This window comes from Streptomyces sp. NPDC104814, assembly GCF_055583185.1.
Map to the genome: position 1 here is coordinate 147,185 of NZ_JBVJOL010000012.1, position 26,135 is coordinate 173,319.

20 protein-coding genes and 2 tRNA genes are annotated in these 26,135 nt (G+C 73.8%); 14 read left to right on the forward strand and 8 right to left on the reverse strand.

The genetic code is table 11. From position 1 onward, the window contains the following. Window positions 1–107: 107 nt before the first annotated feature. Window positions 108–977 (reverse strand): bifunctional DNA primase/polymerase, encoded by an 870-nt coding sequence (locus ACZ64A_RS31865; RefSeq protein WP_469815351.1) that lies wholly within the window; start codon window positions 975–977, stop codon window positions 108–110. Between the two features lie 382 nt (window positions 978–1,359). Between ACZ64A_RS31865 and ACZ64A_RS31870 the strand changes: the two genes are divergently transcribed. The 3 genes from ACZ64A_RS31870 (at window position 1,360) to ACZ64A_RS31880 (ending at window position 4,308) form a co-directional block, all read left to right on the forward strand. Next, on the forward strand, window positions 1,360–1,686 hold the full coding sequence (locus ACZ64A_RS31870; protein WP_361637974.1) for a hypothetical protein: 327 nt from the start codon (window positions 1,360–1,362) through the stop codon (window positions 1,684–1,686). A 271-nt stretch (window positions 1,687–1,957) separates the two neighbouring features. Further along, on the forward strand, window positions 1,958–2,506 hold the full coding sequence (locus tag ACZ64A_RS31875) for a SigE family RNA polymerase sigma factor (RefSeq protein ID WP_469815352.1): 549 nt from the start codon (window positions 1,958–1,960) through the stop codon (window positions 2,504–2,506). Window positions 2,507–2,664: 158 nt separating this feature from the next. Then, on the forward strand, window positions 2,665–4,308 hold the full coding sequence (locus ACZ64A_RS31880; RefSeq protein WP_469815463.1) for a long-chain fatty acid--CoA ligase: 1,644 nt from the start codon (window positions 2,665–2,667) through the stop codon (window positions 4,306–4,308). A 104-nt stretch (window positions 4,309–4,412) separates the two neighbouring features. Here the strand turns inward: ACZ64A_RS31880 and ACZ64A_RS31885 are convergent, their stop codons facing one another. Next, window positions 4,413–5,678: an MFS transporter gene (locus ACZ64A_RS31885; protein WP_469815353.1), complete on the reverse strand. Its 1,266-nt coding sequence runs from the start codon at window positions 5,676–5,678 to the stop codon at window positions 4,413–4,415. 129 nt (window positions 5,679–5,807) lie between these two features. Between ACZ64A_RS31885 and ACZ64A_RS31890 the strand changes: the two genes are divergently transcribed. Next, on the forward strand, window positions 5,808–6,386 hold the full coding sequence (locus ACZ64A_RS31890) for a TetR/AcrR family transcriptional regulator (RefSeq protein ID WP_469815355.1): 579 nt from the start codon (window positions 5,808–5,810) through the stop codon (window positions 6,384–6,386). A 53-nt stretch (window positions 6,387–6,439) separates the two neighbouring features. Here ACZ64A_RS31890 and ACZ64A_RS31895 read toward each other — a convergent pair whose 3' ends face one another. Together ACZ64A_RS31895 and ACZ64A_RS31900 are read right to left on the reverse strand one after the other, a co-directional pair. Continuing rightward, entirely contained in the window at window positions 6,440–11,584 is a 5,145-nt protein-coding gene (locus tag ACZ64A_RS31895) for a response regulator (RefSeq protein ID WP_469815357.1), read from the reverse strand. 359 nt (window positions 11,585–11,943) lie between these two features. Further along, the gene (locus ACZ64A_RS31900; protein ID WP_469815358.1) at window positions 11,944–12,441 is read right to left on the reverse strand and encodes an SSI family serine proteinase inhibitor; all 498 of its coding nucleotides are present in this window, start codon (window positions 12,439–12,441) and stop codon (window positions 11,944–11,946) included. 159 nt (window positions 12,442–12,600) lie between these two features. Between ACZ64A_RS31900 and ACZ64A_RS31905 the strand changes: the two genes are divergently transcribed. Then, window positions 12,601–12,691: transfer RNA gene (locus ACZ64A_RS31905), tRNA-Ser, on the forward strand. A 215-nt stretch (window positions 12,692–12,906) separates the two neighbouring features. Beyond that, a tRNA-Arg gene (locus ACZ64A_RS31910) sits at window positions 12,907–12,979 on the forward strand. A 135-nt stretch (window positions 12,980–13,114) separates the two neighbouring features. Here ACZ64A_RS31910 and ACZ64A_RS31915 read toward each other — a convergent pair. Continuing rightward, on the reverse strand, window positions 13,115–13,852 hold the full coding sequence (locus tag ACZ64A_RS31915) for a GAF and ANTAR domain-containing protein (protein ID WP_469815360.1): 738 nt from the start codon (window positions 13,850–13,852) through the stop codon (window positions 13,115–13,117). A gap of 36 nt (window positions 13,853–13,888) precedes the next feature. Next, complete coding sequence (locus ACZ64A_RS31920; RefSeq protein WP_469815361.1) at window positions 13,889–14,659, reverse strand: GAF and ANTAR domain-containing protein; 771 nt, start codon at window positions 14,657–14,659, stop codon at window positions 13,889–13,891. A 199-nt stretch (window positions 14,660–14,858) separates the two neighbouring features. Here ACZ64A_RS31920 and ACZ64A_RS31925 point away from each other — a divergent pair, with 199 nt between their 5' ends. The 8 genes from ACZ64A_RS31925 to ACZ64A_RS31960 all read left to right on the forward strand — a co-directional run bounded on the left by ACZ64A_RS31925 (window position 14,859) and on the right by ACZ64A_RS31960 (window position 24,622). Then, the gene (locus tag ACZ64A_RS31925) at window positions 14,859–15,731 is read left to right on the forward strand and encodes a DUF2797 domain-containing protein (RefSeq protein ID WP_469815362.1); all 873 of its coding nucleotides are present in this window, start codon (window positions 14,859–14,861) and stop codon (window positions 15,729–15,731) included. Window positions 15,732–15,899: 168 nt separating this feature from the next. Next, the gene (locus ACZ64A_RS31930; RefSeq protein WP_469815363.1) at window positions 15,900–16,280 is read left to right on the forward strand and encodes an antibiotic biosynthesis monooxygenase family protein; all 381 of its coding nucleotides are present in this window, start codon (window positions 15,900–15,902) and stop codon (window positions 16,278–16,280) included. A gap of 140 nt (window positions 16,281–16,420) precedes the next feature. Continuing rightward, on the forward strand, window positions 16,421–17,161 hold the full coding sequence (locus ACZ64A_RS31935; RefSeq protein WP_469815364.1) for a response regulator transcription factor: 741 nt from the start codon (window positions 16,421–16,423) through the stop codon (window positions 17,159–17,161). Next, window positions 17,158–18,714, forward strand: coding sequence for an ATP-binding protein (locus ACZ64A_RS31940; RefSeq protein WP_469815365.1), 1,557 nt, complete (start codon window positions 17,158–17,160; stop codon window positions 18,712–18,714). Before ACZ64A_RS31935 ends, ACZ64A_RS31940 begins: the two co-directional genes overlap by 4 nt. A 14-nt stretch (window positions 18,715–18,728) precedes the next feature. Next, entirely contained in the window at window positions 18,729–20,075 is a 1,347-nt protein-coding gene (locus ACZ64A_RS31945; RefSeq protein WP_469815366.1) for a bifunctional glycosyltransferase family 2/GtrA family protein, read from the forward strand. Next, window positions 20,072–22,267: an ArnT family glycosyltransferase gene (locus ACZ64A_RS31950; RefSeq protein WP_469815368.1), complete on the forward strand. Its 2,196-nt coding sequence runs from the start codon at window positions 20,072–20,074 to the stop codon at window positions 22,265–22,267. Before ACZ64A_RS31945 ends, ACZ64A_RS31950 begins: the two co-directional genes overlap by 4 nt. Window positions 22,268–22,313: 46 nt before the next feature. Further along, complete coding sequence (locus ACZ64A_RS31955) at window positions 22,314–23,819, forward strand: MFS transporter (protein ID WP_469815369.1); 1,506 nt, start codon at window positions 22,314–22,316, stop codon at window positions 23,817–23,819. A gap of 35 nt (window positions 23,820–23,854) precedes the next feature. After that, window positions 23,855–24,622 (forward strand): TetR/AcrR family transcriptional regulator, encoded by a 768-nt coding sequence (locus tag ACZ64A_RS31960; RefSeq protein ID WP_469815371.1) that lies wholly within the window; start codon window positions 23,855–23,857, stop codon window positions 24,620–24,622. A 3-nt stretch (window positions 24,623–24,625) separates the two neighbouring features. Here ACZ64A_RS31960 and ACZ64A_RS31965 read toward each other — a convergent pair whose 3' ends face one another. Together ACZ64A_RS31965 and ACZ64A_RS31970 are read right to left on the reverse strand one after the other, a co-directional pair. Continuing rightward, window positions 24,626–25,099, reverse strand: coding sequence for a PPOX class F420-dependent oxidoreductase (locus tag ACZ64A_RS31965; protein WP_469815373.1), 474 nt, complete (start codon window positions 25,097–25,099; stop codon window positions 24,626–24,628). A gap of 49 nt (window positions 25,100–25,148) precedes the next feature. Next, window positions 25,149–25,970: a YceI family protein gene (locus ACZ64A_RS31970; RefSeq protein ID WP_469815375.1), complete on the reverse strand. Its 822-nt coding sequence runs from the start codon at window positions 25,968–25,970 to the stop codon at window positions 25,149–25,151. Between the last annotated feature and the right edge of the window lie 165 nt (window positions 25,971–26,135).

The following is a 26,135-nucleotide window of genomic DNA, read 5'->3' on the forward strand; positions in this document are numbered from 1 at the left end:
GAGCAGTGAGAACGGCCCCCGACCTCAGTAGTTGGTCGGGGGCCTTTCGTTTGCCCGCGGCCGCGGCCGCGGCCGGGGCCGGACGCCGTCCCGCGCACGGGGGGCCCTCACGGTGCATGGCCTGTCAGGCGGGCTGCTGAGGCGATTGTGGCTCGTGCTTCGCGTTCGGTCAGGCCTGTGGTGCGGGCCGCCGTGAGGAGGGGGGTCAGGAGGGTGGGGGCGAGGCCGTTCTCGTAGGCGCGGCAGGCGGCCCAGAACAGGCGGGTGTTGCGCTGGCCCTCGTGTGCGGCGAGGACGAAGTGGATCAGGCCCTGGCCGTGCGCGTTCGCCGGCCGGTGGGGCGGGTGGCCGTCGCGCGGGGGCGGCAGCAGCAGGCGGAGCAGTGAGGGCGGGCAGGGTGCCGGTGCCAGGTGGGCGCTGCCGGGGGCGACGGCGTAGGCGCCGTGGTCGGTGCGGGAGCCGGGGCCGACCAGGTAGCCGCCGGCGCCGCGGATGTCGATGCCGGGGGCGAGGCGGCTCGCGGAGTTGGGGACGGCGGTGTCCGGGGGGCCGGTGAGCCAGAGGTGGCGGCCGCCGGAGGGGGTCAGGACGACGACCGTGGGCGGGATCGTGAACAGATGGCGCAGGGCCAGTTCGCGCAGGGCGGTGGTGGAGTCCGTGCCGGTCTTGGTGTCGAGGTCGATGCCGATCAGGTGGTGCGGGGGCAGTCCGCAGGCGATGCCGTAACCCGTGGCCCAGGGTGCGGCGGCGAACAGGGCGCGGATGCGGGCGGGGCCGGTGGAGGCGTCGTGGACGCCGTGGCCGAAGCGGCCGCACTCGCCGTGGCAGGGCGGGGTGCCCGCGGGGTCCTCGCGGTGGGGGGAGCGCAGGGCCGGGAGTTTCGTCCGGGACAGGGGGATGACGGGCAGGCCGCGCTCGGCGGCTGACAGCGCGTGGGCGAGGGCCAGCGTCCTGGCCTGCCGGTCGGTGGGGGCCATGGATTCATTTTCGTACGCCTGTTCGAAGATGGGAAGAGGGGACCTGCTCGCCGGGCCGGCGACACGCCGTGGGTCGGCGGAATGGCCGGAAAGGTGAGGGAACGGTTCACCTCTTGTGGGGCTTGGGGTGGATCGGCCCGCGGTGTCCGACCTGCGTATGAAGGGGTCATGAACGGTGATGTCAGGGGTTTATCGACTTGTCATCACGCTTGAGGGCGAATCGTGGCTTCCGGGCTGGTTCGCCGGGGATTCGGTGGGCAACTCTGGTCTCGCGACGTCGTGCACAACCCCCGGGGCGGACGGCCAACTGCCCCGGAATCAGCCGTACTTGACGCGTGACCGGCCGTCCGGCCGGTGCGTGGGTCCCGATGGAGGAACACACATGGCAAGCATCCGTACCGCCCGCGTTCTCGCCGCTGTCTCCGCCCTCCCGCTGGCCGCCGCCCTCTTCGCCGGCGTCGCGACGGCCGACAACGGCGCCATCGCGGACGACGGATCGAGCGCGGCCGTCACCAACGCCGTCCAGGGCATCGTGGGCAGCGGCGTCGGCGGCCACAACACCGGCAACTCCTCGACCACACAGCAGCAGGCGATCGGCTCCGGCGCCTCCAACCAGAGCAACACGGCCCAGGTGAACGGCTCCGCGTTCACCGCGGTCAACCAGGGCAACGAGAACGTCGCCGTCAGCTTCTCCCCGCTGTGGTGGTGAGCTGAGGGGGCCGGCGCGTCAGCCGCCGGCCCCCTCGGGTGCCCGTTCGAGGTGTGCTCCGGGGTGGTTCACAAGGCCTGCGCGGCGGTGCTCACGCACCGCCGCGCAGGCGTGTGCGCGGGCGGCCTCGGGGTTCGTCCCGCAGGGGACGTCCACCCCTGGGTCCACCTCTGGGAGGTGGGGTGAGCCCCACCCCTACAACCTGAGGGGGACGGCGCTTCGGGACCTGCGGGCGATCCGCGGCCACGCCGTCCGCTCCTAGCGTGGAGACATGACCACACCCGTCTGCACCAGCGCTTCGACGGCCGCGGCGTGGGCGCCGCCGTACCCGTCCTTCTCGGCGTACGTCCGGGCCCGCCAGTCGGCGCTGCTGCGTACCGCCCGCTCGCTCACCGCCAACCCGAGCGACGCGGAGGACCTGCTGCAGACCGCGCTCACCAAGACGTACGTCGCCTGGGAGCGCATCGAGGACCATCGGGCGCTGGACGGCTATGTGCGCCGGGCGCTGGTGAACACCCGCACCTCGCAGTGGCGCAAGCGCAAGGTCGACGAGTTCGCGACGGACGAGCTGCCCGAGCCCGAGGGCGTCCCCGGCGACGACGACCCGGCCGAGCGGCAGGCGCTGCACGACGCGATGTGGCGGGCGATCATGAAGCTTCCGGCGCGGCAGCGGGCGATGGTGGTCCTGCGGTACTACGAGGATCTCAGCGAGGCCCAGACGGCGGAGGTGCTCGGCGTGTCGGTCGGGACGGTGAAGTCGGCGGTGTCGCGGGCGCTCGGCAAGCTCCGGGAGGACCCGGAGCTGATTCCGGCGCGCTGAGCCGCCCGGAGTCGTCGCCCGCACGGAGCACCGTGACCTACGGCGCAGTGATCGATCACCGCTCCCTAGTGACATACCGCGCGGTATGTGCGCAGAATCAGCGCAACCGTTACCACCGCGTAGGCGACGTCGCCCGGGAGGACGCCGTGCAGAGCACGATGCAGGACGTACCGCTGCTGATCTCGAGGATCCTGACCCACGGGTCGACGGTCCACGGCACCTCGCAGGTGATCACCTGGACGGGCGAGGGGGCACCGCAGCGCCGCTCCTACGCCGAGATCGGCGCCCGCGCCGCCCAGCTGGCCCACGCCCTGCGCGAGGACCTGGGGGTACGCGACGACGACAGGGTCGCGACTCTCATGTGGAACAACGCCGAACACGTGGAGGCGTACTTCGCCATCCCCTCCATGGGCGCGGTCCTGCACACGCTCAACCTGCGCCTGCCCGCCGAGCAGCTGACCTGGATCGTCGCCCACGCCGCCGACAAGGTCGTCGTGGTCAACGGTTCCCTGCTGCCGCTGCTGGCCCCGCTGCTGCCGCACCTGAAGACCCTCGAGCACATCGTGGTCACCGGCCCGGGCGACCGCACGCTGCTCGCGGACGCCGCGCCGCAGGTCCACGAGTACGAGGAGCTGCTCGCCGGGAAGCCGACGGCGTACGACTGGCCCGAGCTGGACGAGCGGCAGGCCGCCGCCATGTGCTACACCTCCGGCACCACCGGCGACCCCAAGGGCGTGGTCTACAGCCACCGTTCGATCTACCTGCACTCCATGCAGGTCAACATGGCCCAGTCCATGGGCCTGACCGACCAGGACACCTCCCTGGTCGTGGTGCCCCAGTTCCATGTGAACGCCTGGGGCCTGCCGCACGCCACCTTCATGACCGGCGTCAACCTGCTGATGCCCGACCGGTTCCTGCAGCCGGCTCCGCTCGCCGAGATGATCGAGAGCGTGAAGCCGACCCACGCGGCCGCCGTCCCGACCATCTGGCAGGGCCTCCTCGCCGAACTGCACGCCCGGCCGCGTGACGTGTCGTCCCTGCACCAGGTCACCATCGGCGGCTCGGCCTGCCCGCCCTCCCTCATGGAGGCGTTCGACCAGCTCGGCATGCGGGTGTGTCACGCCTGGGGCATGACGGAGACCTCGCCGCTCGGCACGGTGGCCCGTCCCCCGGCCCACGCGGTCGGCACCGACGAGGAGTTCGGCTACCGGCTCACCCAGGGCCGTTTCCCCGCCTCCGTCGAGGCCCGCCTCACCGGCCCCGGCGGGGAGCGCCTGCCCTGGGACGGCGAGTCGGCGGGCGAGCTGGAGGTGCGCGGCCCGTGGATCGCGGGGGCGTACTACAACGGCCCCGACGCCGAGGCGCTGCGCCCCGCCGACAAGTTCAGCGAGGACGGCTGGCTGAAGACCGGTGACGTCGGCACCATCTCCCCCGACGGCTTCCTCACCTTGACCGACCGCGCCAAGGACGTCATCAAGTCCGGCGGCGAGTGGATCTCCTCGGTCGAGCTGGAGAACGCGCTGATGTCCCACCCGGACGTCGCCGAGGCCGCCGTCGTCGCCGTCCCCGACGACAAGTGGGGGGAGCGCCCGCTGGCCACGGTCGTCCTGAAGGAGGGCGCGACGGCCGACTTCGAGTCGCTGCGCGCCTTCCTCGCCGAGGAGGGCCACATCGCCAAGTGGCAGCTCCCGGAGCGCTGGACCATCGTCGAGACGGTCCCGAAGACGAGCGTCGGCAAGTTCGACAAGAAGGTGCTCCGCAGGAAGTACGCGGAGGGCGAGCTGGACGTCACCCGGCTCTGAACACCGGCGGCTTCACGGCGGACGGGCGCGTCACCGTCGTACGACGATGGCGCGCCCGTCCGCTCGGGCGTCCGGCGGCGGGAGCCCCACCGCCGGCGAGGACCTCACCGGCGTACCGCCGTGGCGCCCCAGCCGACCGCCAGCCAGGCCGCCGCCACCGCGCACACCCCGCCCCAGCCGAAGTGGCCGAAGGCCGGGCCCGCCAGGGCCGAGGCGAGCGCGCCGCCGGCGAAGCCGCTGACCACGTAGGCGGTGTTGGCGGCGGCCGGGGTGGATGTGGTGGTCAGCGCCAGCGTCTGGTTGGCGACGTGGGAGGCGACCAGGGCCGCGTGGATGGCGATCGCGGCCGCGAAGAGCGCGGCGACGACATGCCCGCCGAGCCAGAAGAGCGGCACCGACACCGCCGCGCCCAGGTACGCCGTACGGACGACCTTCGCCGCGCCGAACCGGTCGACCAGGCCGCCGGCCAGCGGCGCGACGACACTGGCCGCGAGCCCGAAGAGGCCGAACAGCCCGGCCGTCGCGGTCGACAGGCCGTAGACCGGACCGGTCAGCAGCAGCGCGAGCGACGTCCACAGGGCGCTCCACGCCCCGAACATCCCCGCCTGCCGCACGCACGCCCGCCACAGGTCCGGCGAGCGGCGCACCAGCCCCGGCAGCGCGGCGATCCCGGCGAGGAAGCCGGCGCCGCCCTTGCGGGTCGACGGCAGGACGACCGCGGTCGCGAGGCCCAGGGTGAGCGTGAGGACGCCCGAGCCCGCGAACACCCAGCGCCAGCCGAACGCCTGCCCGGCCAGGCCGCCGACCACGCGGGCGGCGACGATGCCCGTGAACAGACCCGCGATGACGGCGGCCACATGGAACGCGCGGCGGTCGGCGGGCGCCCGCTCGGCGACCAGCGGCACCAGGAGCTGCGGGATGACGGTCGCCGCTGAGGCGACGAACACCGCGGCCGCGAGCGCCCCGGTGCCGGGCGCGGCGGCACCGGCGGCCAGCGCGAGGGCGGTGAGGACGGTGAGGACGGTGACCAGCCGGCGGCGGTTGGCGGTGTCGCCGAGCGGGGCGAAGAACAGCAGGCCGACGGCGTAGCCGAGCTGGGCGACGGAGGCGACCCAGGCGATCGCCGGCGGCGTGGAGCCGAAGTCGCGGGCGATCAGCGGGAGCAGGGGCGCGGCGAGGTAGATGTTGGCGGCCGTGACCGCGGTGCAGACGGCGATCAGGACCAGGAAGAGCGCGGACGACGGGGTGCGGGGGCCTGCGTCAGAACCCGCGGGGCGGCGGGCGGCGTCGGCGCCGGATGCCGCGGAGGCGGGGGCCGAGGACATGGGTGCCGCGGACGCGGGGGTCGCGGACCGGGAGGTCGAGGACATGGGGAGGGACTCCTTCGAGCCGGCTCTCACAACTAACTGGTTGGTTGGATGATGGGTGAACAGTCTGGAGGGCCGCTCGATTCCCTGTCAACCAAACAGTTGGTTACTTCAGGGGTTACCCTGTCGCCCATGGCAGCAAGGGACCCGGAGGCCACCAAGGCCCGCATCTACGAGGCAGCCGTCGCCGAGTTCGCCCGGCACGGCATCGCGGGCGCCCGCATCGACCGCATCGCGAGCGAGGCGAAGGCCAACAAGCAGCTGATCTACGCCTACTTCGGCAACAAGTCGGAGCTGTTCTCCCAGGTCCTCGGCCGCTCCATGGTCGACCTCGCCGCCGCCGTACCCGTCGATCCGGACGACATCGAGGGCTGGCTGGACCGCCTCATGGACTACCACGCCGCCCACCCGGAACTCCTGCGCCTGCTGTACTGGGAGGGCATCGAGTACGGCACCGCCGAGCTGCCCGACGAGGCCGAACGCCAGGACCACTACGCCGCGAAGGTCGCCGCGATGCGCGACGGACAGGAACGCGGCGTGATCAGCGACGCGATCCCGCCCGCCGACCTGCTGTTCCTGCTCATCGCCATGGCCAACTGGGTCACCGTCGTCCCGCAGATGAGCCGCATCCTCGTCGGCGCCGACGGACCCGACCGGGCCCGCCTGCGCGCCTCGGTCAAAGAGGCGGCACGCAGGCTGATCACGCCGTAGAGCCCGGACGCGGGAGCCCTCCGGCAACCGCAGGCCCCCGGCAACAGGAAGGGTCAGTTGGTTCCGATACGGGCCAGCAGGTCGACGATCCGCGTCTGGACCTCCGTGCTGGTGGACCGCTCCGCCAGGAACAGCACCGTCTCGCCGGACGCGAGGCGCGGCAGGTCGGCCTGGTCGACGGCGGCCGTGTAGACGACCAGCGGGGTGCGGGTCAGCTGCCCGTTCGCGCGCAGCCAGTCCACGATCCCGGCCCGCCGCCGGTGCACCTGCATCAGGTCCATCACGACCAGGTTCGGCCGGAACTGCCCCGCCAGCGCCACCGCGTCCGCGTCGCTCGCGGCCCGCGCGACCTGCATCCCGCGCCGCTCCAGCGTCGCGGTCAGCGCCAGCGCGATCTCCGCGTGCTCCTCGATGAGCATCACCCGCGGCGGATGCTGCTCCGAGTCCCGCGGCGCGAGCGCCTTCAGCAGGACGGCCGGGTCGGCGCCGTACGCGGCCTCCCGCGAGGCCTGCCCGAGACCCGCGGTCACCATCACCGGCACCTCGGCGGCCACCGCGGCCTGCCGCAGCTGCTGCAGCGCGGTCCGGGTGATCGGCCCGGTCAGCGGGTCCACGAACAGCGCGGCGGGGAACGCCGCGATCTGCGCGTCGACCTCCTCGCGCGAGTGCACGATCACCGGCCGGTAACCGCGGTCGCTGAGCGCCTGCTGGGTGCTCATGTCCGGCGCGGGCCACACCAGCAGCCGGCGCGGATTGTCCAGCGGCTCCGGCGGCAGCTCGTCGTCCATCGGCAGCGGCGGCGGCGCGTCCGCGACCTCCACCGCGCCGCCCGGACCGTCCAGCGGCTCGGGACCCTCGGCGGCGTTCTCGTCCGGCGCCCCTATGGCGTACGACCGACCCGCGCCCTCGGTCCCCGGCGGCACCAGCCGCGCCTGCCCGGCGAGCGACGGCTGCGGCACGGGGGCGCCGGGGCCGGCGGGAGCGGCGGGTGCCGGCCGCTGGGCGGGTGCGCCCGGCGGGGTGGGGGCGGCGGATGCCGGACGGGCGGCGGGCCCGGCGGGCGTCGACGGGTCGGCCGCGGGGTGCGGACGGCCCGGCTGCTCCGCGGCACCGGCGCGCGTGGCGGGATCGGGCGGCGTGCCGAGCTTCCGGCGCCGCCCGCTGCCGCCCGGCCCGTGCGGCGGCGGGGTGGCCGTGCCGGGACGCACGGGCTGCGCGGCGCCCGGAATCTGCGCCTGGGCGGCCTGCCGGGTGAACGGCACGCCCTGCCCCAGCGTGCGCACGCTGATCGCCCGGCCCTGCGTGGAGTTCGGATCCACCAGCCCGGGAGCCTCGGCGGGCAACGGCTGCGCGGCCCGGGAGGCGGGGGTGCCGGCGGGGGGCGTGGGAGCGCCCGTGGGCGGCACGGCTGCGGGCGGTACGGCGGTGGCGTCCGCCGGGGGCACGGGGGTGCCCGCGTCGCCCGCACCGGCCGCGTTCGGCGGCACCGGGACCGCGCCGGGAGCGGACGGCGCTGCGGTGGCGTGCGGGGGTACGGCGGTGGGCGCGGCCGGGGGTACGGCGGTGCCGGCGCCGGGCGTGGCGTGGGCGCCCGGGGTGACTCCGGCGGCCGGGGTGGCCTCGGCGGCCGGCCACTGCTGCGGGGCGGGGGTGCCCTGCGGCGGGGTGCCCTGCCCGGGGGCGGCCTCGGCGGGCAGCGGCTGGGCGGCGGCTCCCGGTGCGGGGAGCGGATGCGGAAGGCCGGGCGCGGGCCGGGCCGGTGCCGCCCCGACGGTGGCCTGCGGGGGGATGGGGTGCGCCGCGCCCGTCCGGCCACCTGTCCGATCGGGGTCCGGCTGCTCGGCCAGGCCGGGCTGGGCGTGCGGGGCGGTGACGGCGGTCTGCGGCGGCGGCACGGGCATGCCGGGAGTGCCGTGGGCGGCGTGTGCCGGGGCGGGCTGCGCCGGGGCGCCCGGAGCGGCGAGCGGGCCGGCCGGCACCGGGGCGGGCTGACCGGGGTGACCGGGCGCGGACTGGGCGGGGATCGGCCGACCCGGAGCCGGCTGCCCCGAGGACGCCGGTGCGGGGAGCGGCTGCACGGCCGCGTCCTGGGCACCGGGCCGACCGGCAGCGCCCTGGGGCGGTACGGCCGGGTCGACCGGGACGCCGGGAGCTGCGGGACCGGTGGGGGCGGGGGTCCCGGGGCCGCCCGGGGTCGCCGCCTGCGCCGTACCGCCCGGAGCCACCGGAGCCGCACTGGCGCCCGGAGCGGCGGGACCCTCGGGGGTCGTCGCCGTACCGGAAGCGTCGGCAACGCCACCGGGCGCCGCGGCTCCAGGAGTGTCCGCGGGCTGGGCGGCCGCGCGGCGGCGTCGGCCGGTCGGAGTGTTCGTCGGCTGCGGCTGCGGAGGCGTGTGCTCACCGGAGCCGTCGTGCGGCGCGCCGTCGTGGCGGCCGTGGGCGATGAGGACGTCCGCGGGCACACCGGGTCCCGGAACCGGAATCGGCACGGCCTGCGCAGCACCGGGCTGGGCCCCGGCACCGGGCGCGTCGGGCCCGCCGAAGGGTGCTTCGGGCCCGGCGAACGGTGCGGCGGGACCACCGGCCGCTGCTGAGGGACCGCCGGCCGGAGTGGTGGGGCCGCCGACAGGTGCGACTGGACCACCGGCCGGAGCGACCGGACCGGCGGCCGGCGTGACCGCACCGCCGGCGGGGGCGACAGGACCACCGGCTGCGGCAACGGGACCGCCGGCTGCGGCGGCGGGACCGCCTGCCACCCCGGCGGGGCCCCCTGCCACCCCGGCTGGACCGCCCGCCACCCCGGCGGGGCTCCCTGCCACCCCGGCTGGGCCGCCCGCCACCCCGACTGGACCGGCCGCCGGAGCCTCCGGGCCGGTGTCGGCCGGGCGGTCGGCGTCGGCGGGCGGAAGGGCGAAGACGGTGCGCGGCGCGGCCTCCTGCGCGGCGGCGCGTTCCTGCGCGGCCGCGAGGGCACGACGGCGCCGACCGGTCGGCTGCGGGGCGTCCCCGGCGTCCCCCGCGTCGCTCCCGTCGGCGGTGGCGGCGGGCAGTGCGGGCGGCAGGGCGTTCTGCTCACCGTCGACGGCACGCCGGGCGCGCCGTCCGGACGGTGCGGGCACGCCCTGCGGCGGCACGGTCCCGCCAAGCCCGGTGCCGACGGCCGCGGTCCCGGCGGCATGCTCGGCCGCGGTCATCACGGCGCCCTCGGCCGGGGCGCCCGTCGTGTCCGGGGTCGCGGCGGCGCGGCGTCGCCGCCCCGTACCGCTGCCGGCCGGCTCCAGCGCCGCGCTCGGGTTCGGCGCCGGCTCCTCCTGGGGCGGCGCGACCGCACGCCGTCGCCGCCGCCCCGTACCGCCCGGGCCCTCGGCGGCGGAGCCGGACGGCTCCTCGGCGCCCTCGAGTTCCAGGAACGCGTCGGTCGACGAACGCCGGGCCCGCCGCCGCCCGCCACCGGCGGTGTGACCGTCGGCGGGGAAATCCTCCGGCACCGGGCCGACCGGCTCCACGCCCCCGGCCGGGTCGGCCGTGACGGCTCCGGCGCCGCCGCCGAGCGGGACCTCCAGGACGTACGCGCTGCCGCTCATGCCCGGCACCTCGTGCGTCTGCAGCACGCCGCCGTGGGCGCGCACGATCCCGCGCACGATCGGCTCGTGCACCGGGTCACCCCCGGCGTACGGCCCGCGCACCTCGATCCGCGCGACCTCGCCGCGCTGCGCCGCCGCCACGACGACGGTGCTGTCCATGTAACCGCCCGCGGAGACGGGCGCGTTGCCGGTGGCGTCGACCCCGGCGACGTCCGCGACGAGATGCGCGAGCGCGGTCGCGAGCAGCCGCGGGTCGACCTCGGCCTCGATGGGCGGGGCGTGCACGGCGAACTGCACCCGGCCCGGACCGATCAGCTCCACGGCCCCGTCCACCCCGGAGGCGACGACGGCGTCGAGCATGACCTTGGTCCGCGTGATCTGCTGCCCGGCGGCGTCGAGCCGCTGGTAGCCGAGGACGTTGTCGATGAGGGTGGTGATCCGGGCGTAGCCGGCGCTGAGATGGTGGAGCACCTGGTTGGCCTCGGGCCACAGTTGCCCGGCGTCGTCCGCGGCGAGCGCGGACAGCTCGCGGCGCAGCTCGTCCAGCGGTCCGCGCAGGGACGTGCCCAGCAGGGTCACCAGCTGGTCGTAGCGCGCGTTCAGAGCCTCGTAACGATCCTTCTCGCGCTCCCCGAGGGCCGCGTAGCGCTCCTCGCCGGCGGCCAGTTCCTCGGCGTGCTTCTCGCGCAGCTCCTCCAGCTCCGTGACATGGCTCTGGCGCAGCGCGGTCAGGTCGGAGGCGTGCTCCTCGGAGAGCCGCTCCAGCTCCTCGGCGTGCGCCTTCTCCAGCGTCGCCTTCGCCTCCACCAGGGCCTCGTAGGGCCGCCGGTCGGTGAAGGTCATGACGGCGCCGACGAGCTGGTCGCCGTCGCGCACCGGCGCGGTGGTCAGGTCGACCGAGACCTGCTCCCCGCTCTTGGACCACAGCACCTGCCCGCGCACCCGGTGCTTGCGCCCGGAGCGCAGGGTGTCGGCGAGCGGCGACTCGTCGTACGGGAAGGGGGTGCCGTCGGCGCGCGAGTGCAGGACGAGGTCATGCAGCTCCTTGCCGCCGAGGTCGCTGGCGCGGTAGCCGAGGATCTGCGCGGCGGCCGGGTTGACGAGCACGATCCGCCCGTCGGTGTCCGTGCCGACGACGCCCTCTGCGGCGGCCCGCAGGATCATCTCGGTCTGCCGCTGCGAGCGCGCCAGTTCCGCCTCGGTGTCGATGGTCCCGGACAGGTCGCGTACGACGAGCATCAGCAGCTCGTCGCCGGTGTAGCCGTAACCGTCGTAGGCCTGCTGGCCGTTCTCCAGATTCGCGCTGGTGACCTCGACCGGGAACTCGGTGCCGTCGGTGCGCCGGGCCATCATCCGCGTCGGCTTGGTCCGCGCCCGCGGGTCGATGTGGTCGGGCCGGCGCATCGAGCCGGGGATCAGCTTGGAGTCGAAGCCGGGCAGCAGGTCGAGCAGCCCGCGCCCGACGAGGGCGGTGCCCGGGGTCTCGAACGCCTCCAGCGCGATGGTGTTGGCGTTGACGACGGTGCCGTTGGCGTTGACCAGGACCAACGCGTCGGGCAGCGCGTCCAGTATGGCTGCGAGGCGAGCAGCGCCTCGGGATGGCCTGCTGCTCACGAGACGCTTCCTCCCTGTTACCGCACCTTGCCGACCGCTCGGGCCATCTTGCCAACCGGCCCGCGGCGTGTCACGCCGGGGAGTCTACGGGGAGCCGTTGCGTCTGCGATGCGGGATGAGCCGGTTGCCCGGGCGCCCCGGCGGCGGCCCCGCCGTGTACGGCCGCCGGGGCCTGCCCCGTTCCGGCACCGGTCCCGTGGCGGCCCCATGCCGGTCCGCGCTGGTCCGTGCCGGTCCCGTGCGAGTCCGGTGTGCGACGGGTGACTGCTGTGCGGACTCCTTCGTGAGTCCTTCATCTGTGCCGGGTGACTCCTGCGCGAGTCTCCGTCTGTGCCGCCCCGGTCCTGAGCGGTCGCGGATCAGTCCCGCAGATCGGGCAGCAGCGGCACGAAGCGGTCCCACCGTCCGATCTCGCACCCGTCGCCGCGGTCGAAGCGTGCGTCGACCGGGCGTCCGGCCCAGGTGCCGGTCACATGGGCCGTGGCCGGACCGCCGTACTGCATGGTGCACATGGTGCCCTCGGGCACCGGTGCGAAGGTCTCCTGACCCCACCGGGTGTTGCGGTCCAGCGCCTGGCAGGCACCGGCCGCGTCCGGATGGGTGCCGCCGTCCGGGTGGCAGAACACCTCGTACGTCCCGTCCCGCCCCGGGCCGGCGCCCTGGACGGTGACGACGAGGTGATCACCGCTGCCGGGCCGGTCCTCGTCCCGTACGGGCGGAGGCATCAGCGAGCCGGCGCCGCTCTGGCCGTACGCGAGGGAGGGTGCCGCGGACAGCGAGCCGGCGGCGACGGTGACGGCGGTGAGGACGAGGAGGCGGCGCAGTACGCCGGGCACCGACTGGGTGGCGTGTGACATGACCTGTCTAACGCGGCCCGCGGCGGGACGTTGCGCCGCACGGCAAGGGCTTTGCCCTCCGGCCCGACTGCCTAGTACCGTGGGAGCCGATTGGTGACACGACGCTCGACTGTGTCATCATCTGCACGCACCACTCGCGCTCGCGCGGGCGGCTGTGCTGGAGGCGTCGCCTAGTCCGGTCTATGGCGCCGCACTGCTAATGCGGTTTGGGCCTTAAAGCCCATCGAGGGTTCAAATCCCTCCGCCTCCGCGCTCGATCACCGAAGCCCCGGTCCGCAAGGACCGGGGCTTCGTCGTTCCCGGGCGCCGCGCTCACTGCCGGCCGATCATGCGCAGTGGGCATTTCTGCAGGTCAGGCAGGGTGTGCCTAACGGATTTCACATGTCGGCGGCAGTCATGTAATGTTCTTCCTGTCGCCGCGAGCGGGCCGAAAGGAACGGGAGCGGGGGCAAAACAAAAGAACAAGCACTCGTAGCTTAACGGATAGAGCATCTGACTACGGATCAGAAGGTTGCAGGTTCGAATCCTGCCGAGTGCACACAGATCGAAGGCCCCGGAGAGATCCGGGGCCTTCGGCGTTTCAGAAAACCTGCCGTCGGCCTCGCCCGGCCACATCCGGCTCCGCCCGGTCCCGGCGCGGACGAGGTGATCCGCGTCGGGGGCGGGTGGTCGGTCAGCCGCGCAGGGTGCCGAGGATGATCGTGCCCGGGTCCGTCGTGCGGTTGACCAGGTCGTGAGCGGTCTTGGAGAGGCTGACGCGGCGGCGGGCGGCGTGCTCGCTGAGATGGCGGCCGGCTTCCGCGATGGAGATGTCCGCGTAGGCGGCGAGCATGCCCTTGGCGATCTCCAGGGTGGCCTTGGCGACCAGGGCGCCCTGCACGCGCGTGATGACGTCGTCGCCCCGGGCCGGCTCCGTGGACCAGTGCATCAGGGCGAGCGCGGCGGAGTCGGCCAGCGCCTGCGCGAGATGCGCGTCGTCCTCCGGCAGGGCACCGACGTGGGTGTTCAGCAGGGTGAGCGCACCCAGCGGCCGTTCGTGCAGTCGCAGCGGCACGGTGTGCAGGGACCGGTAACCGGCCTCGGCCATGGCGTCGACGAGCTGCGGCCAGCGCGCGGACTCCGCGGTGATGTCGGGGATGTCCCGGGCCCGGCCGGTGCGGAAGCAGTCCATGCAGGGGCCGCGTCCCGTCTGCATCTGCAGCAGTTCGATGAACGCCGCCCCGTCCTCCGTGGCGGCCATCGTCGTCAGCGTGCCGCGCGCGTCGGCCATCATCACCGCAGCCGCGGTCACGTCCAGCAGCCCACGGCAGGTGTGCACCAGGCGGTCGAAGAGACGCAGGGGGTCGAATTCCTCCGCGTACGTGTCGGCCAGGTCGACGAACGCCTGCGCCAGCTCTCGCTCGCGGTTCATGCTCGCCTCCCAGGCGGTGTCGGCGGTGTACTGCGGTCAGTCATGGCGGATGTCCAGGGTGCGGGCGATGACCGCCCGCGCGATCTCGGCCGTGGTCCGGCCCTGAGCGAAGGCGCGGGCACGGAGAAGCAGTACGGCCTCACTCGCATCGATGCCGAGCTGCACCATGATCATCCCGGTGGCCTGGTGGACCTCCTCGCGGTCTGCTTCCGCCCCCTGAAGCCACGTTACGACTCCGTCGGCTCCCGCAGAAGCGTGGTCCAGCGCGATGACGGCCAGGGTGACCGCGTCGGCGACCAGCAGTGCCATGCCCACCTCGTCGGCGCTCGGCGACCCCGTCACGCGCCGGTACAGATCCAGGGTGCCGAGTGCGCTGCCCGCGACCGTCAGCGGCAGCGAGAAGACGGCCAGCGCGCCCTCCCTGGCGGCCTGCGCGCAGAACAGCGGCCACCTGCGGGTGTCGGGAGCCCGGGTCACAGCGGTGGCGAAGACGGGGGCGCGCAGCCGGACGGCCTCCTCGCGGGGACCCTCGCCGAGGGTGTACTGGATCTCCGCGACACGAGCGGCCACGGCATCGCTCGCGCACAGCACGATCCCGGTGTCCGGGCCCTGACCGTTCACCGACACCGACAGGCCCGACACCCACGGCAGGAGGGTCGTGCAGCCACGGCACAGCGCGTCGGGCACCTCGGCGGGGGGCAGGCCGCGGACGCCGGTGATGAGCTCCCGGGCGACGCGGGCGCGCCGGACGTCGGTCTGCTGCTCGAAGTCGTCGTCCTCGAATGCGTTGTCTCCGGTCACCGCCACGCTCTCACCTCCCCACGGTTGTGTCCCGCGCCGGTTCGACCGATCTTGCCGCACCGACCGGGCTTCTGCGACGGAAGCGACCGGCGTGGGGAGCAGGGTGTGCCACGCCGTCCGGGTCTCCCCGGGCCCATCGCGGGAAACCTGCGCGGTCCCCTCCGCGCGGTGGTGTTGTCAGTGGCTGCCTCTACGCTCGGCGGTGATGGCACAGGTGTGGCGATGCACGGGGATGCGGTGGGCGGACCGCGGCCCCGAGCTGGTGTGGGACGGGGGCCGGCGCTCCGCGCTGACCTGGGGAAAGACGGTGGCCTTCGGCGTGGAGGAAGGGGGTGCGCGCACCTGCGTGGGGGCGCGGGGGCATCCGTGTCCGGGGCGGACGGTGGTTTCGGCCCGCAGTACGGGCGCGCGGTGCGAGGAGTGCGCGCGGCTGGAGCGGGCGCACTCCGTGGCGGCGGACACCATGGCCGACGACCCACGGCCGTATCACGTGTATCTGGCCTGGTTCGGTCCCGGCCTGGTCAAGGTCGGGATCACCGCGGTCGAGCGCGGGGGCGCCCGGCTGCTGGAGCAGGGGGCCGTCTGCTTCAGCTGGCTCGGGGCGGGGCCGCTGATGGCCGCGCGCCGGACGGAGGAACTGCTGCGCTCCGCGCTGGGTGTCCCGGACCGCATCCCGTACGCCGAGAAGCGGGCCGTGCGGGCGTGGCTGCCCCGCGACCAGGACGAGCGGGCCGCCGAGGTCGTGGCCCTGCACGCGCGGGCGGGGGCGCTCGTCGGGTGGCCGGAGTCGCTGGCGCGCGAACCGTGCCGGGTCGCCGATCACGCGGAGGCGTTCGGGCTGGGCCGGCTGTCGGCGCCCCTGGGGGAGGTGCGCGGGCTGGTCGCGGGAGGCGTGGTGCGGGGGGAGCTGGTCGCGGCGGCCGGGCCGGACCTGCATCTGCGCACCCCGCGCGGCGACGTCGTCCTCGACACGCGGCTGCTGCCGGGGTGGGGGCTGCTGCCGGCGACCGGCGGCGAACTGTCCGTGCCGGTGGTGGCGTTGCGGGGGGAGACGCCTGCGCAGGACGGGTTGTTCTGATGGTGCCCCAACGGAGTGTTCCGATGGTGTCCGAACGGGGTGTTCCGATGCTGTTCGACCGTTGGGCAAGGTCTGACCGTGGGGCACGGTCTGACCGTGGGGCAAGGTCTGTTCGACCGTTGGGTAAAAGGACTGGTGGACGCCGCCGGGAGCGATCAGGCTGGACGCATGAGTGATCCTCAGCCCCCTTCCCAGTCCCTCCCCCAGCAGGGTCCCCTCCCCGTGCCCGCGCATGAACCGCCCTACTACGCCGTGGTCTTCACCTCCGTGCGGACGGCGGACGAGGAGGGCTACGCCGAGACCGCCGAGCGGATGGAGGAACTCGTCGGCAAGGTGCCGGGGTATCTCGGCATGGACCACGCCCGCAGCGGCGGGCTGTCGATCACCGTCGGTTACTTCCGGGACGGCGCCGCCCTCGACGCCTGGCGCGGTGACCTCGAACACCAGCGGGCCCAGCGGCGCGGGCGCGTGCAGTGGTACGACCGGTACACCCTGCACGTCGCCAAGGTGGAGCGCAGCCACAGCTACGAACGGCCCGCCACCGGCTGACCCTGTCACCGGCCGACCTCACCACCGGCTGACCCCACCGCCCGGACCGAGGCCCTTCCTGTCAGCCCCCTGTGCGTTTCTCAGGAAAATCACAGACGGGCGAAAGCCTCCTCTCAGAGGTCCCGGACAGGGTGGTCACCATGACCACGACCTCGCCCCAGGGGCGCACCGAACTGCTGAGGCCGGACGGGAGCCCCGTCCGGGTGCTTGTGGTGGACGACGAGCTGTCGATCACCGAACTGCTGTCGATGGCGCTGCGCTACGAGGGCTGGCAGATCCGCAGCGCGGGGGACGGGCACGGCGCCCTCCAGACCGCACGGGAGTTCCGGCCCGACGCCGTCGTGCTCGACATGATGCTGCCCGACATGGACGGGCTGTCCGTCCTCGGGCGGCTGCGCCGTGAGCTGCCGGACGTGCCCGTCCTCTTCCTGACCGCCAAGGACGCCGTCGAGGACCGGATCGCCGGCCTCACCGCGGGCGGCGACGACTACGTCACCAAGCCGTTCAGCCTGGAAGAGGTCGTGGCCCGGCTGCGCGGGCTGATCCGGCGTTCCGGCGCCGCCGACCGGCGCTCGGACTCCGTGCTCGTCGTCGGCGACCTCATGCTCGACGAGGACAGCCACGAGGTGTCCCGGGGCGGCGACCACATCCACCTCACCGCCACCGAGTTCGAGCTGCTGCGCTTCCTGATGCGCAACCCGCGGCGCGTGCTCAGCAAGGCGCAGATCCTCGACCGGGTCTGGTCCTACGACTTCGGCGGCCAGGCCAACGTGGTCGAGCTGTACATCTCCTACCTGCGGCGCAAGATCGACGCCGGGCGCGAGCCGATGATCCACACCCGGCGCGGTGCCGGTTACCTGATCAAGCCCGCGGTGTCATGAACGGACGGCGACGGCCGCGGCCGCGGTGGCGGGGGCGACAGCCGCGCACGCTGCGGACGCGGCTCGTCGTCGCGTCGGTGGTGCTGATCGCGGTGGTGTGCACGGTGATCGGCACGGTGACGACGCTGGCGCTGCGCGGACACCTCTATGAGCAGCTGAACAAGCAGCTCGGAGAAATCTCGATGCGGGCGGCGGGCCCGGCGGACGGAGAACCCGGGCCGCATCTCATGAACGGCCAGGACCCGCTCGACTTCGTCACCCGGGGACCGCAGGTCGGCTTCGGCACGGTCGGGGCGACGGTCGTCGGAGGACGGGTCACCCGGGGCGTGGTCAGCAAGGCCCGGGAGGACAGGACGGCCGAGGCGGTGCACCTCGACTCCGGTCAGCTCGCGGTGCTCGGCGCCGTACCGCGTGACGGGAACCCGCACACCGTGGACCTCCCGGGGCTCGGCAAGTACCAGGTGGAGTACCAGAGCGGCCGTAACGGCTCCTTCTACGTCGCCGTTCCCACCGGCCAGACCGACTCCACCGTCACCACCCTGATCCTCGTCGAGGTCAGCGTCACCGCCGCCGGGCTGGTCGCCGCCGGGATCGCCGGTTCCGTGCTGGTCGGTGTCGCCACCCGCCCGCTGCGCAAGGTCGCCGCGACCGCCACCCGCGTCTCCGAACTCCCCCTGCACTCCGGCGAGGTGAACCTATCCGAACGCGTCCCGGAGTCCGAGTGCGACCCGCACACCGAGGTCGGCCGGGTCGGCGCCGCCCTCAACCGCATGCTCGACCATGTGCACGGCGCCCTGCACGCCCGTCAGCGCAGCGAGACACGGGTACGGCAGTTCGTCGCCGACGCCAGCCACGAGCTGCGCACCCCGCTCGCCTCCATCCGCGGGTACGCCGAGCTGACCCGGCGCGGGCGCGAACAGGTCGGCCCCGACACCCGGCACGCGCTCGGCCGTATCGAGTCCGAGGCGGGGCGGATGACCCTGCTCGTCGAGGACCTGCTGCTGCTCGCCCGCCTGGACGCAGGCCGGCCCCTGCGGTTCGAGCACACCGACCTCGTCCCGCTCGTCGTCGACACCGTCAGCGACGCCCGGGCCGCTGGACGCGACCACGTGTGGCGTCTGCAGCTGCCCGACGAACCCGCCGTCGTCTCCGCCGACCCCGCCCGGCTCCAGCAGGTGCTGGTCAACCTGCTCGCCAACGCCCGCACCCACACGCCGCCCGGTACGACGGTCACCGCGCGCGTGCGGGCGGCCGGGCCGTGGCTGTGCGTGGACGTCGAGGACGACGGCCCGGGCATTCCACCCGGCCTGCTCCCGCACGTCTTCGAACGATTCGCTCGCGGCGACTCGGCGCGCTCCCGTGCCACCGGCTCCACCGGGCTCGGCCTCGCCATCGTGCAGGCCGTCGCGGGCGCGCACGGCGGTGCCGTGACCGTGGACAGCGTGCCCGGACGGACCGTGTTCACCGTGCACCTGCCCGCGCCCGGCGCACACCCGGCGCCGGACTCACAGGCCCAGCACAGCGCCGCCACACGGGTGCAACAGGGCGCCTGACCACAGTCGTTCGCATGCGAACCGACTCTTCTCCCGGCACCCTGCCGGCGCGGGAGCATCTCCCGGCCGCCCCCGCCGGAACGCCTGTCCTGGACGTAGTGATCCCCGTCCACAACGAGGAGAAGGACCTGGGGCCGTGCGTCGAGCGACTGCACGAGCACCTCACCCGGACCTTCCCCTACGCGTTCCGCATCACCATCGCGGACAACGCGTCCACCGACACCACCCCCCGGGTGGCGGCGCGGCTGGCGGAGACCCTCGCTCCGGTGCGGGCGGTCCGGCTGGAGCTCAAGGGCCGCGGGCGGGCCCTGCGGACCGTCTGGTCCGCCTCCGACGCCCCGGTCCTCGCCTACATGGACGTCGATCTGTCCACCGACCTCAACGCGCTGCTTCCGCTCGTCGCACCGCTGATCTCCGGCCACTCCGACCTCGCGATCGGCTCCCGGCTGAGCCGCAGCGCGCGCGTCGTGCGCGGCGCCAAACGGGAGTTCATCTCCCGCACCTACAACCTGATCCTGCGCGGCTCGCTCCAGGCCCGTTTCACCGACGCCCAGTGCGGCTTCAAGGCCATCCGGCGTGACGTCGCCCAGGTGCTGCTGCCGCTCGTCGAGGACAGCGGGTGGTTCTTCGACACCGAGTTGCTGGTGCTCGCCGAGCGCGCCGGACTGCGGATCCACGAGGTGCCGGTCGACTGGGTCGACGACCCCGACTCGACCGTGCACATCGTGAAGACCGCGACCGACGACCTCAGGGGCGTATGGCGGGTGGGCCGGGCGCTGGCCACCGGATCGCTGCCGCTGGACCGGCTCACCCGGCCCTTCGGCGACGACCCGCGCGACCGCGACATCAAGGACGTCCCCACCGGACTCGCCCGCCAGCTCGTCGGCTTCCTCGTGGTCGGCGGCCTGTCGACCGTCTTCTACCTGCTGCTCTACAGCGGCTTCCGGACGTTCACCGGCTCCCAGCTCGCCAACGCGCTCGCCCTGCTGGTCTCCGCGATCGCCAACACGGCCGCCAACCGCCGGCTCACCTTCGGGGTGCGCGGCCGTGGCGGGGCCGTACGCCACCAGGCGCAGGGCCTGGTCGTGTTCGGTATCGGGCTGGCCCTGACCAGCGGTTCGCTGGCCGCGCTCGGTGCGGCCACCGCGCAGCCCGCGCACTCCGCCGAGCTGGCCGTGCTGATCGCCGCCAACCTCGCGGCGACCGTGCTGCGCTTCCTGCTCTTCCGCGCGTGGGTGTTCCCGGACCGCGAGCCCGCGCCCGTCCGCGCCGCCGACGCCGCGGACCCCGCCTGGAGGGACGCCACCCGGCAGCCGCAGCCGGTGCGCCCGTACGACACCGACCCGAGGGACCGCCGATGACCACCCACCGCGCCGACGACGTGGCCGCCTGGGGACCGCCCCCGACCGCTCCCCCCGGCCCCGCGCCGGCCGCCGCCCCGGCCACCGCGCCGCCCCCGGCCACCGCGGAGCCCCCGGACCGGCCGCGGGACCGGTCGCAGGACCCCCGCTGGGCACGTCCCGCGTTCCTCGGCCTGCTGCTGGCCACCGGTCTGCTGTACCTGTACGACCTGAGCGCCTCCGGCTGGGCCAACTCCTTCTACTCGGCGGCGGTCCAGGCCGGCAGCAAGAGCTGGAAGGCGTTCTTCTTCGGCTCACTCGACGCCGCGAACGCCATCACCGTCGACAAGCCCCCGGCCTCGCTGTGGCCGATGGAGCTGTCGGTGCGGATCTTCGGTCTGAACTCCTGGGCGATCCTCGTCCCCGAGGTGCTGATGGGCGTGGCCACGGTCGCCGTCGTGTACGCGGCCGTACGGCGCCGGTCCGGGCCGGTGGCCGGCCTGCTCGCGGGGGCGGTGCTCGCGCTCACCCCGGTCGCGGCGCTGATGTTCCGCTTCAACAACCCGGACGCGATGCTGGCGCTGCTCATGGCGACCGCCTGCTACCTGGTCGTCAGGGCGCTGGAGGACGGGCGGACGAAGTGGCTGGTGTGGGCGGGCGTCGCGATCGGTTGCGCGTTCCTCGCCAAGACCCTCCAGGCGTTCCTGATCCTGCCGCCGCTGGCGCTGGTGTACGCGGTCTGCGCGCCGGTGCGGCTGCGCAAACGGCTGGCCCAACTGGCCCTCGCCACCCTGGCGCTGGTGGTCTCAGGCGGCTGGTGGGTCGCGATCGTGGAGCTGTGGCCGGCGTCTTCGCGCCCGTACATCGGCGGCTCGCAGAACAACAGCTTCCTCGAGCTGACCTTCGGCTACAACGGCCTCGGCCGCATCAGCGGCGACGAGACGGGCAGCGTCGGCGGGGGCGGCGGACCCGGCGGCGGCACCGGCGGCGGCATGTGGGGCGCGACCGGCTGGAACCGGATGTTCAACTCCGAGGTCGGCGGCCAGATCTCCTGGCTGCTGCCGACGGCACTGATCCTGCTGGCGGCGGCGCTGTGGGCGACGCGTAGGGCCCGCCGTACGTCGGTGGCGCGCGGCGCGTTCCTGGTCTGGGGCGGCTCGCTGCTGATGACGACGGCCGTGTTCAGCTACATGGCGGGCATCTTCCACCAGTACTACACGGTGGCGCTCGCCCCGTACCTCGCGGCCGTGACCGGCATGGGCGCCGCCCTGCTGTGGGAGCGGCGCAAGGAGACCTGGGCCGCGCTCGCGCTCGCCGCGTCCGCGGTGGCGGCGGCTGTCTGGGGGTACGTGCTGCTCGACCGCACGCCGGACCACCTGCCCTGGCTGAAGTGGCTGGTGCTGGTCGGCGGCCTGACCGGAGCGCTCGGCCTGATCTTCGCGGGCCGTGTGCCGCGGCAACTCGCGCTCGCCGCCGCGTCCGTGGCCACGCTGGCGGCGCTGGCCGGGCCGACGGCGTACACGCTGAGCACCGTCGCCTCCGCGCACACCGGCTCCATCCCGACGGCGGGCCCGGCGGGCGCGAGCATGATGGGCGGCCGCGGCGGACCCGGCGGCGGTGTGCGCGGCGGCTTCCCCGGCGGGGGGATGCCGGGGCAGCAGGGCCGGCAGGGTGCGCAGGGCCAGGGCAACGGCTTCCCGGGCGGCGGCATGCCGGGCCAGGGGCAGGGCCAGAATCCGGGTCAGGGCCAAGGTCAGGGCCAGATGCCGGGCGCTCGGAACGGCAACGGCTTCCCCGGTGGCCGTACGGGCGCCGAAGGCGGCATGGGCGGAGGCGCCGGCGGACTGCTCAACGGCGCGAACGTCTCCGCCGAGGCCAGGAAGCTGCTGGAGACGGACGCCTCGAAGTACACCTGGGTCGCCGCATCCGTCGGCTCGCAGAACGCGGCCAGTTACCAGCTGTCCACCGGGGATCCGGTGATGGCGATCGGCGGCTTCAACGGCACCGACCCGTCACCGACGCTCGCCCAGTTCAAGCAGTACGTCGAAGAAGGCAGGATCCACTACTTCATCGCGGGCGGCGGCACAGGAGGCGGCATGGGCGGTGGCAACGGTACGTCGTCGCAGATCACCGCATGGGTGGAGAGCACCTTCAAGAAGGTGACGGCCGGCTCGGCCACCTTCTACGACCTGACCCGGAAGGCCAGCGGCTGAGAAATGTTGTTGTACACCGTATAGCGATCGCTATACGGTGTACAACATGTCAGCCCTCCCCCCTTCCCCGGCCGTCTCCGCCCACCCGCAGCGCTGGCTGATCCTCGGTGTCATCTGCCTCGCCCAGCTCACCGTGCTGCTCGACAACACCGTCCTCAACGTCGCGATCCCCTCGCTCACCCGCGAGCTGGACGCGTCGACCTCCGACATCCAGTGGATGATCAACGCCTACTCGCTCGTGCAGTCCGGCCTGCTGCTCACCGCGGGCAACGCCGCCGACCGGTACGGACGCAAGAAGATGCTGGTCACCGGGCTCGTCCTGTTCGGCGCCGGGTCACTGACCGCCGGACTCGCCGACTCCACCGCCCAGTTGATCGCCGCCCGGGCCGGCATGGGCGTCGGCGGCGCGCTGCTCGTGACGACCACGCTGGCCGTGGTGATGCAGATCTTCACCCCCGAGCAGCAGCCGAAGGCCATCGGCATCTGGGCCGCGGTCAACTCCCTCGGCTTCGCCGCCGGACCGGTCATCGGCGGTTTCCTGCTGAACCACTACTGGTGGGGCGCCATCTTCCTGGTCAACCTGCCGGTCGCGGTGCTCGCCCTGGCCGCGGTCGTCGCGCTCGTCCCCGAGTCCAGGAGCCCCCACGGCGACCGGCCGGACCTGCTCGGCGCGCTGCTGTCCACGATCGGCATGGCCGCGCTGGTGTACGCCATCATCTCCGGCCCCGTGCACGGCTGGACCGCCCCCCGGGTGGGCGTGAGCGCGGCCGTCGCCGTGGCCGTCCTCGCGCTGTTCGCCTGGTGGGAGAGCCGCATCCCGTACCCCATGCTGGACCTGGGCTTCTTCCGCGACCGGCGGTTCACCGGCGCGGTCGCCGGAGCGGTGCTCGTCGTGTTCGGCATGGGCGGTGCGCTGTACCTGCTCACCCAGCACCTGCAGTTCGTCCTCGGCTACGGCCCGCTGGAGGCGGGCCTGCGGACCGCGCCGCTGGCGCTGACCGTCGTGGCCCTGAACTTCACCGGGGTGGCCGGGCGCTGGACGGCCCGGCTCGGCGGCCCCGGGGCGGTGCTGCTGGGCATGGTGGTGATGGCCGCGGGCCTGGTGTCCATCGCCGCGCTCGCCGCGCACGGCTACGCCGGGACCCTGCTCGGGCTGCTGCTCATCGGCGCCGGCACGGCACTCGCCAGCCCGGCGATGGCCCACGCCATCATGAGCTCGATCCCGCCCGCGAAGGCCGGTGTGGGCGCCGCGGTCAACGGCACGCTCGCGGAGTTCGGCAACGGCCTCGGGGTGGCCGTGCTGGGTGCCGTACTGAACGCGCGGTTCGCGGCGCTGATCCCGGTGGCCGCCTCCTCCCTGCCGGCCGCGCTGGCCGCGGCGCACGGCGCCGGTGAACGCCGGCGCGTCGTCGACGCGTTCTCCTCCGGCCTGCAGACCAGCCAACTCGTCGGCGCCGGCGCGGTCCTGCTCGGCGGAATTCTCGCCGCCGCGTTGTTGCACCGTGCGCAGCGGGAAGAGACGAGGGCAGACGCGGAGGTGGTCGCCGCCTAGCATCTTGACCGGTGACGGAACGAGGAAGGTGCGCCATGGCGAAGGCAGGCCAGGAGGCCAAGGGGGCCGCGCGGACCAGCGTCTGGCTGGACGGCAAGGCGCGCCGCGGGCGGGGCACGGGCCAGCCGTCGGGACTCGACCGGGACCGGATCACCGAGGTCAGCGTGCGGCTGCTGGACGCCGAGGGGCTGGCGAAGTTCTCCATGCGCCGGCTGGCCGCCGAGCTGAACGTCACCGCGATGTCCGTCTACTGGTACGTCGACACCAAGGACGACCTGCTGGAACTCGCCCTGGACGCGGTGTACGGCGAGATGGAGCTGCCCGACCCGACGGCGGCCGGCGTCGACTGGCGCGAGCAACTGCGCGAACTGGCCGAGCAGTACCGCGCGGTGCTGGTGCGCCACGCGTGGGTGTCGCCGCTGATCGGCCGCTACCTCAACATCGGGCCGAACAACCTGGCCTTCTCCCGGGTGGTGCAGCAGGTGGTGCGCCGCACCGGCCTGCCGGTCCACCGGCTCACCAGCACGATCTCGGCCGTCTTCCAGTTCGTGTACGGCTACGGCACGCTCGAGGGCCACTACGACACGCGCAGCGCGGCCCTCGGCATGTCCCGCGACGAGTACTTCCGGCACTCGGTGGCGGAGGTGAGCGGGTCCGCCGCCTACGCCGAGGTCCTCCAGGAGTCCAAGGAGATCATGGAGGCCCGCGGCGGCGACACGGTGGAGGAGATGATGGAGCGTGACTTCACCTATGCGCTCGACCTGCTGATCGCGGGCATCGAGGCGCTGGTGGAACGCGGCTGACGCTCAGCCGTCCTGCTCCGCCAGCCGGGCCGGGAAACCGCCCGTGGCGATCGGTCCCCACCGCTCCGGTGTGATCCGGATGATCGACTTGCCCTGTTCGATCATGGCCTGCCGGTACTCGTCCCAGTCCGGGTGCTCCCCGGCGATGTTGCGGTAGTACTCCACCAGCGGCTCCACGGAGTCCGGGGCGTCGATCACCTCGGCGGTGCCGTCGATCTGCACCCACGGCCCGTTCCACTCGTCGCTCAGCACGACGACGGCGACCCGCTGGTCCCGCTTGGCGTTACGGGTCTTGGCGCGCTCCGGGTAGGTGGAGACCACGATCCGCCCGGAGTCGTCGACCCCGCAGGTCAGCGGCGACGCCTGGGGGCTTCCGTCACCGCGCCGGGTCAGCAGCAGGGCGCGGTGACGGGGACGTACAAAATCCAGCAGCTCGTCCATGGAGACACGGGTGTTGGTCGCGATGTTCGGTGCCATACGGTCAGCCTAGGCCGCGCAGACCCGTATCTGCCTGACCCTGGCGTGCCTACGTCTGGGGCAGGGTGTCGCCCTGGACCGCCTGGATGTCCAGCTCCACCTTCAAGGTGGTGCCGATGGCGGCGATGCCCGCCTGGAGGACCTGGTTGTAGTTCATCGCGAAGTCCTCGCGGTGCAGCTCCGCGGTGGCGCGGAACGCGGCGCGGGTGCCGCCCCAGGGGTCGGCGCCGGAGCCGAGGTAGGCGAGGTCCAGGTCGACCGGGCGCAGCACGCCGTGCATGCCCAGCTCGCCGTGGACGGTCCAGCGGTCCGGCCCGGCGGCCGTCAGGCCGGTGGACCGGAAGGTGATCTCCGGGTAGGTGTCGACGTCCAGGAAGTCCGGCGAGCGCAGATGGTCGTCGCGCATCTTGTTGCCGGTGTCGATGGACGCGGCCTGGATGACGGCCTCCACACGGGAGGCGGCCACGTCGTCCGGGGCGACCTCGATCCTGCCCGCGAAGTCCGTGAACCGGCCGCGCACGCTGGAGATGCCCAGGTGCTGGGCGACGGCACCCACGGACGAGTGCACCGGGTCGATCGTCCACGGCCCGGGCGGCGGCAGTTCGGTGCCGCCCTGCCGGGCCAGCGTCACCGTGCCGACCTCGGCGCGCCCGGAGGCGGTGACGATCGCGCTGGAGGCGGCCGGCGCGTAACCGACGGCGGTGACGATGACGGTGTACGCCCCGGGGGCCAGGGCCGTCTCGTCGCGTACGGCGCCCTCGGCGTCGGCCTCGGCGCGCAGCACCTGCGTGCCGGTCATGTCGGTCACCGTGACGACCGCGTGCGACACGGCCCATCCGTCCCGGGTGCGGATCCTCGCGGTCAGTCCCATCCCGTTTCTTCTCCCTGCGAAGCTGTGCAAATCGGTCGTAAGAGTGCGGCCCGCGGCGGGCGCCGCGTCTGGGTCTCAGAGCGGGCGCCCGCCGCGGGAAAAGGGGGCGCTTCCCGCCCAGGGGGGGGAGGTCGACATTGTTGCCGTCCACACCACACCCCGTGG

Excerpts from the sequence above, each read along its gene's own strand:
- ACZ64A_RS31870 (WP_361637974.1), top strand. The coding sequence starts at position 1,360 with ATGGCAAGCATCCGTACCGCCCGCGTTCTCGCCGCTGTCTCCGCCCTC.
- ACZ64A_RS31930 (WP_469815363.1), top strand. The coding sequence starts at position 15,900 with ATGAGTGATCCTCAGCCCCCTTCCCAGTCCCTCCCCCAGCAGGGTCCC.
- ACZ64A_RS31970 (WP_469815375.1), bottom strand. The coding sequence starts at position 25,970 with ATGGGACTGACCGCGAGGATCCGCACCCGGGACGGATGGGCCGTGTCG.
- ACZ64A_RS31950 (WP_469815368.1), top strand. The coding sequence starts at position 20,072 with ATGACCACCCACCGCGCCGACGACGTGGCCGCCTGGGGACCGCCCCCG.
- ACZ64A_RS31900 (WP_469815358.1), bottom strand. The coding sequence starts at position 12,441 with ATGTCACACGCCACCCAGTCGGTGCCCGGCGTACTGCGCCGCCTCCTC.
- ACZ64A_RS31955 (WP_469815369.1), top strand. The coding sequence starts at position 22,314 with ATGTCAGCCCTCCCCCCTTCCCCGGCCGTCTCCGCCCACCCGCAGCGC.
- ACZ64A_RS31865 (WP_469815351.1), bottom strand. The coding sequence starts at position 977 with ATGGCCCCCACCGACCGGCAGGCCAGGACGCTGGCCCTCGCCCACGCG.
- ACZ64A_RS31875 (WP_469815352.1), top strand. The coding sequence starts at position 1,958 with ATGACCACACCCGTCTGCACCAGCGCTTCGACGGCCGCGGCGTGGGCG.
- ACZ64A_RS31965 (WP_469815373.1), bottom strand. The coding sequence starts at position 25,099 with ATGGCACCGAACATCGCGACCAACACCCGTGTCTCCATGGACGAGCTG.
- ACZ64A_RS31945 (WP_469815366.1), top strand. The coding sequence starts at position 18,729 with ATGCGAACCGACTCTTCTCCCGGCACCCTGCCGGCGCGGGAGCATCTC.
- ACZ64A_RS31890 (WP_469815355.1), top strand. The coding sequence starts at position 5,808 with ATGGCAGCAAGGGACCCGGAGGCCACCAAGGCCCGCATCTACGAGGCA.
- ACZ64A_RS31915 (WP_469815360.1), bottom strand. The coding sequence starts at position 13,852 with ATGAACCGCGAGCGAGAGCTGGCGCAGGCGTTCGTCGACCTGGCCGAC.
- ACZ64A_RS31885 (WP_469815353.1), bottom strand. The coding sequence starts at position 5,678 with ATGTCCTCGACCTCCCGGTCCGCGACCCCCGCGTCCGCGGCACCCATG.
- ACZ64A_RS31880 (WP_469815463.1), top strand. The coding sequence starts at position 2,665 with ATGCAGGACGTACCGCTGCTGATCTCGAGGATCCTGACCCACGGGTCG.
- ACZ64A_RS31960 (WP_469815371.1), top strand. The coding sequence starts at position 23,855 with ATGGCGAAGGCAGGCCAGGAGGCCAAGGGGGCCGCGCGGACCAGCGTC.
- ACZ64A_RS31940 (WP_469815365.1), top strand. The coding sequence starts at position 17,158 with ATGAACGGACGGCGACGGCCGCGGCCGCGGTGGCGGGGGCGACAGCCG.
- ACZ64A_RS31935 (WP_469815364.1), top strand. The coding sequence starts at position 16,421 with ATGACCACGACCTCGCCCCAGGGGCGCACCGAACTGCTGAGGCCGGAC.
- ACZ64A_RS31925 (WP_469815362.1), top strand. The coding sequence starts at position 14,859 with ATGGCACAGGTGTGGCGATGCACGGGGATGCGGTGGGCGGACCGCGGC.